We start from the raw sequence: 6360 nt of genomic DNA on the forward strand, positions 1-6360 counted from the left end.
ATCAGTTGAAATATCGTCACGTAGTATTTATCGTTATCCTGATCCTGGTTATTGACCAGACACTGAAATTCTGGATCAAGACGCATATGTTTATGCAACAGGAGTTTGTGATTTTCCCCAATTGGTTCCGGATCCATTTTATTGAAAATGAAGGAATGGCCTATGGTCTTAAATTCGGAGGCGACTTCGGGAAGATCCTTCTCACCATGTTCCGCCTGGTAGCTGTAGTGGTGGGCTTTGTGTACATGAAAAAGCTCATCAAAGAAAAATACAGCACCGGCCTGCTGATCTGTGGATCCCTGATCCTGGCAGGAGCAGCCGGCAACCTGATAGACAGTATGTTCTACGGCCTTATTTTTAACGATAGTGTAGGGTATGAAGTAGCGAAGTTTATGCCTGCCGGCGGCGGTTATGGCAGCTTCCTGCACGGTCGCGTGGTAGATATGTTATACTTCCCTATCTACGAAGGCTACCTGCCTAAATGGGTACCGTTTAAAGGCGGCGACTACTTCGTGTTTTTCCGCCCCGTATTCAATGTAGCCGATGCAGCTATTTCTACCGGCGTAATCACGATCCTGCTGTTCCAGAAACGCTTCTTCGGAAAACACATGCAGCCTAAAGCCGTTGAACACTCTGATGCTGTAGCAAAAGATCCCGTAGCTTAATTATCAACTTATTTATATAGAAAGCGCTCACCGGTGGTAAGCGCTTTTTTTATGCTATTACTTTAAAGCATAGGAAGATGACCGGCAAAATATCCGTCTTTCATCTTCCAAAATCTTCTGAAATTTCCGCAAAATGCCCGAAATTGGATTTATACTAAGATACCTGTAAACCAAAATCAGGATTATTTCACCGGGGGCGTAAACCTATTTCAGGACGTGACAGTGTATAGAGAGTGTATGGGGAGTGTATCATGAGTGTATCATGAGTGTATCATGAGTGTATAGGGAGTGTATGGGAACTATATAGGGACTATAACACATACACGAGTCCTAAGTATCCGGGAAGTATCAGAGAAGTATCCAAGAAGTATCACAGAAGTATCCCCGCATATTAAACATAGTTATAAAGCGACGCATCCAATAAAAAAATGTGGCCTTCCAAGCCTTTCACGCTGAGGAGGTTACAAACGCAACTGCTGTTCCCACCGCAGTTCCGGACACACCTTTTTCCAAATAATCACCCCATTTGCTTTGAAATGAAAAATACCCGGATTATATTTGTCTACTAATTCTATAGACTATATGATAATAAATTTTACAAATCATTCATTTTCAGTACGATGTTGCGGCATGACATCGTAAAAAGGTCCCCTTATCATTTTCTCATTCCAGAATCAATAATGTTTACAGCACATGCAAAAGTTTTTAATGCTGGCAAAATACCTGTTCTTAATATTGGCATTCAGTCCGGCACTGGTACATGCTCAACTTAACGGCTCTTATGTCATTCAGGGCAAAATTACAGACGATCATGGGGCAGCCCTTCCAGGCGCCTCCGTACAAATCAAAGGCACTTCCTTCGGCGCTCAAACAGATACCACCGGCCGCTTTGAAGTAACCACCAATTCTAAATTCCCGCTGAAGCTGGTCATCAGGCTCATAGGCTATCAACCCCAGGAGTTTGAAGTAAAAAGCAGCAGCAGCAAACTGGCCATCCAGTTATATACACAATCACTATTGGTAAATGAAGTAGTGGTGTCCGCTTCCCGTCAGCAGGAAAAACTGCTCCGCTCACCAGTTGCCATCGAAAAACTGGACATCAGGGCGCTGAAAGAAACCCCTTCTTCCACGTTCTACGACGCCCTCGGTAACCTGAAAGGCGTGCAAATGACCACCGCCGGCCTTACCTTCAAAGTATTCAACACCCGCGGCTTCAACGTTCCCAACAACTTCCGCTTTATGCAGCTGGTAGATGGTGTGGACAACCAGGCAGCCACCCTCGGCGTGCCACTGGGTAACGCCATCGGACCTACGGAGCTTGATATTTCCAGCGTGGAAGTTACACCCGGCGCATCTTCCGCCCTGTATGGCATGAACGCCATCAACGGAATGTCCAACCTCATCACTAAAAACCCCTTCCAATACCAGGGCGTAAGTGTATACCAGAAAGTAGCCGTGAACCACGTTGGCGACGACGGTGGCGCAAAATTACTCACGGAAACGGCTGTACGCTATGCACAGCAATACTCTTCCTGGTTTGCCTGGAAAATTAACCTGAGCTACATGCAGGGTACCGACTGGTACGCTGATAACCACAGCGACTTTTCCCCGCAATCCAAAGCCAACCCCGACTTTCCACAACTCAGCGGCGCCAACAACATCGCCAACGATGCCTGGAATAAATATGGCGATAACTCCAACCTCCAGGTTATCGATAAAGACGGACGTGCCTACAATGTACACCGCACCGGCTACTGGGAAAAAGATATCGTGGGCGACTTTACCGTTAAGAATAAAAAAGCCGACGTGTCTTTTAACTTCCGCTTACCCCACAAACTGGAACTGTCCGCGTCTTACCGCTACGGGGAAATGGACGGCTTCTTTCAACGTGGTAACCGTATCGGCCTCAGAGGCGTAACCGTACAAAACGGCAAACTGGAACTCGTACACCCCGACTTCACCGTGAGGTCGTACATCTCCATTGAAAATACCGGCGATTCCTATAACATGAATCCCCTGGCCGACAACCTCGAAAAATCATTCAAACCAGATAAAAAATGGCTGGCCGATTATACCTCCGGCCTGAACAATGCGCTCACTGCAGGCTCCGACCTGGTAGCCGCACATGCCGCCGCCCGCGCCTTTGCAGACGCCGGCAGATGGACGCCCGGCACTCCCGCTTTTGATGCACAGGTGGCCAAAATAAAAAGTATCAACGACTGGGATATTTACCCTACTTCCAAGAACCCTGAAAATACCAGTGGCGGCGCCGCTCTCCTGCAAAAGAGCCGGTTCTACCACACAGAAGGTACCTGGAACCTGCGTAAATACATCCATTTCGCGGATGTACTGGTAGGCGCCGATTACCGCACCTATGAAATCATCCCGGACGGTAACAACTTCGTGGATTTCTCCCGCCCCGCCGACAAACGCAACCAACCAGGCGGTAAACACATCTGGTACGGTAAATACGGCGGCTTTGCACAAATCAGCAAAACATTCTTCAACGACGCATTAAAGCTCACCGGCTCCCTGCGCTACGATAAAAACGAACAGTTCGAAGGTAAAGTAAACCCACGCATCGCAGCAGTTTACAGCATCAAAGACAAACATAACTTCCGCCTTTCCTGGCAAAACGGATTCCGCTTCCCTTCACTGTTTGAAGCGTACTCCTTCGTAAACAACGGCCAGGTAAGACGTGTAGGCGGACTCGCATTCATTGAAGAAGGACTGGGTTACTTCAAAAACTCCTTCCTCACCAGCTCCGTAGATGCGTTTGGTGTAGCGGTAAATAAAACCATCAACGCGGAACACATCTCCAAAGATGCTGCCGCCGCAAAAAATGCAGGCGTATTGAAAGTGGCCAACCTGGATCCTATCGTTCCGGAACAGATCACCTCTTTCGAAGCCGGTTATAAAGCGGTATTGCTCGATAACAAACTCTTTGTAGACATAGATGGATACTACAGCTCCTACAAACATTTCATCGGCCAGATTGAAGCAGTAGTGCCTAAAACAGGTAACGTTAACAATCCCGATCAAACAGTGCTGAACCAGATGCTGGATAAGTCTTTACAGGATCGCTACCGCGTATGGACCAACAGTAAATCCACCGTAAACAACTACGGTTTCGCTGTAGCAGTTACTTATGACCTGTATAAAAGCTACACCATCAGCGGTAACGCCAACTACAACAAACTGGCGCAGGATAAAACCAAAGATGATGCGTTGATTCCCGGTTTTAACACACCAGACTGGTTCACCAACGTAAGCCTAGGTAACCGCAATGTGTACAAAAATATTGGCTTCAACGTAGTATGGCACTGGCAGAATACTTTCTACTGGCAGAACCTTTTTGGTAATGGCGACGTGCCTTCCTACAACACTGTAGATGCGCAGATCACCTACCGTGTACCAAAGATCAAAACATCCTTTAAACTGGGCGCTTCCAATATCCTGAACTCCAAGTACTTCCAGTATGTGGGAGGTCCCACTATTGGCGGATTATACTACCTGGCGTTAACATACGACAATGTGTTCCAGCGGAAATAATAAATAATAGTTGCTGAGATACAGGGATGCAGCGATATCGCTGCATTCCTGTTTTTAAAAAACTACCTAAAAATAACTGGTATGACTACACGTACAACAGCCGTTGCAGGCACCGTTACCGAAAAGCCGCAGTCCTCCTTCAAATGGTGGCAGATAGGGGTTGTATCGTTGTTGATAGTCACCGCGCTGATTGCCCTTTATTATTACGAAGTACCGGATGCCGTACAGGGAAATGTACGCCGGTTCTTTCACTCCCTCTTTACAACAGAGCTGCTGTTTTATATTGTGGTGGGATTATGCGCGCAACTGGTAGACGGCGCATTGGGTATGGCATACGGCGCTACCTCTTCTTCTTTACTACTGGGACTGGGCGTATCGCCTTCAGTAAGCAGCGCCAGCGTGCATGTGGCAGAAGTATTTACCACCGGCGCTTCAGGGTTTGCACATTTTAAACTGGGCAACGTAAATAAGAAACTGTTTTTATGCCTGTTGATCCCGGGAATGATCGGCGCCATTTCCGGCGCTTACCTGTTATCCGACAAGATTGACGGGGATGTGATAAAGCCCTTCATCAGCGCATACCTGCTGATACTCGGTATTATAGTTATCCGGAAAGGCATCCAGAAAAATAAAAGAAAAACCAAAACAAAAAGACTCGGACCATTGGCGTTTGCCGGGGGATTTATGGACGCCATCGGCGGCGGAGGCTGGGGCCCCATTGTTACTTCCACCTTGCTGAGTAAAGGCCGTACCGTACATTATACCATCGGTTCCGTAAATGCAGCAGAGTTCTTTATTTCCCTTTCCAGCGCTGCCACCTTCCTGATCTTCACCGGCATCTCCAGCTGGCAGGTAATTGTAGGCCTTGTAATCGGTGGTGTGATCGCTTCCCCTTTTGCTGCCATCCTGGTGCGGAAAATAAAACGGAAACCACTGATGATTATGGTAGGTGTCCTCATTATTATTCTGAGTCTGCGTACAATTGTCGCTACGCTACTTCACCTCGTTTAACAATATGCCTTCTTTTTCAAAACTACGTATATTGTTCAGCGTTACCTCTGCTATTTGTGTGAGCGCTTCTTTTGTAAAAAAGCCCTGGTGGGCAGTTACCAGCACATTAGGGAAGGTAGTTAATCTGGATAGTACATCGTCCTGGATAATACTTCCGGAGAAGTTCTGAAAAAACAAGTGTTCTTCCTGCTCATACACATCTATTCCAAGTGCGCCGATATGGCCATCTTTAAGCGCTGCCACTACCGAAGCCGTATCTATTAATCCGCCGCGGCTGGTATTGATCAGTACTACGCCCATCTTCATAGATGCAATAGCATTCGCATTGATCATATGCCGTGTACGCTCCATCAGCGGGCAATGCAGCGATATCACATCCGACTGTGCAAAAATAGTATCCAGCGACACATACTTTACGCCTGATTCCAACAGTTCTTCATTCTCGTAAATATCATGGGCATACACCTTACAACCGAAGCCCAGCATGATCTTGCAAAACACTGAACCGATATTGCCTGTCCCTACCACGCCGATTGTTTTACCAAAGAGATCAAAACCTTCCAGTCCGTTCAGCGTAAAGTTGCCATCACGTACACGGTTATACGATTTATATATTTTCCGGTTCAGCCCCAGGAGTAAGGCCACCGCATGCTCCGCCACCGCATGGGGCGAGTAGGCCGGCACCCGCACTACCTTTATACCGGCTGCTGCTGCAGCCTTGAGATCTACATTATTAAACCCGGCGCAGCGCAATGCAATAAGACGTACGCCTTTTTGCTGAAGCACGCTGATCACAGCAGCATTCACCTTATCATTCACAAATACGCAGATCACGGGTTCATCTTTTATCAGGGCGGCATTATCTTCATTTAACTGCACTTCCAGGAAACGGAAACGGTGCTCCTCCTGGTGGTTACCCTGGTTGAAGTAATGAATATCGTATGGCTGCGCGCTGAAAAAGACTATATCCATGATCGTGGTGCTTGTTTGCATTGAAGGTAATAAAAAAAGAAGCTGTCTCATAAATAAATGAGGCAGCTTTTTCATTTTAGGCTTTAAGGATGGTTTTATCCACAATTTGCAGTTGAAAAAAAGGGAAGTTGTAAGTGTTTACGCACCAGAAGTTATTGTG

General features: G+C 46.9%; 4 protein-coding genes. 3 read left to right on the plus strand and 1 reads right to left on the minus strand.

The genetic code is table 11. The features are described 5' to 3' along the window. The first annotated feature begins 5 nt into the window (after positions 1-5). The 3 genes from ACLHR0_RS31565 (at position 6) to ACLHR0_RS31575 (ending at position 5228) form a co-directional block, all read left to right on the plus strand. On the plus strand, positions 6-665 hold the full coding sequence (locus ACLHR0_RS31565; protein ID WP_436491688.1) for a lipoprotein signal peptidase: 660 nt from the start codon (positions 6-8) through the stop codon (positions 663-665). Positions 666-1358: 693 nt separating this feature from the next. Then, positions 1359-4217 carry a TonB-dependent receptor gene (locus ACLHR0_RS31570; protein ID WP_429044030.1) on the plus strand — a complete coding sequence of 953 codons (2859 nt, stop codon included), beginning with the start codon at positions 1359-1361 and terminating at the stop codon, positions 4215-4217. A gap of 81 nt (positions 4218-4298) precedes the next feature. Beyond that, a complete protein-coding gene (locus tag ACLHR0_RS31575) occupies positions 4299-5228 on the plus strand; it encodes a sulfite exporter TauE/SafE family protein (protein ID WP_436491689.1) in 930 nt (309 codons plus the stop codon). Here the strand turns inward: ACLHR0_RS31575 and ACLHR0_RS31580 are convergent. Beyond that, positions 5211-6200, minus strand: coding sequence for a 2-hydroxyacid dehydrogenase (locus ACLHR0_RS31580; protein WP_436491690.1), 990 nt, complete (start codon positions 6198-6200; stop codon positions 5211-5213). The two genes, ACLHR0_RS31575 and ACLHR0_RS31580, sit on opposite strands and share 18 nt — an antisense overlap. Positions 6201-6360 lie beyond the last annotated feature (160 nt).

Source organism: Chitinophaga sp. ARDCPP14 (genome assembly GCF_051362515.1).
Lineage (GTDB): Bacteria > Bacteroidota > Bacteroidia > Chitinophagales > Chitinophagaceae > Chitinophaga.

Excerpts from the sequence above, each read along its gene's own strand:
- ACLHR0_RS31570 (WP_429044030.1), top strand. The coding sequence starts at position 1,359 with ATGCAAAAGTTTTTAATGCTGGCAAAATACCTGTTCTTAATATTGGCA.
- ACLHR0_RS31575 (WP_436491689.1), top strand. The coding sequence starts at position 4,299 with ATGACTACACGTACAACAGCCGTTGCAGGCACCGTTACCGAAAAGCCG.
- ACLHR0_RS31580 (WP_436491690.1), bottom strand. The coding sequence starts at position 6,200 with ATGGATATAGTCTTTTTCAGCGCGCAGCCATACGATATTCATTACTTC.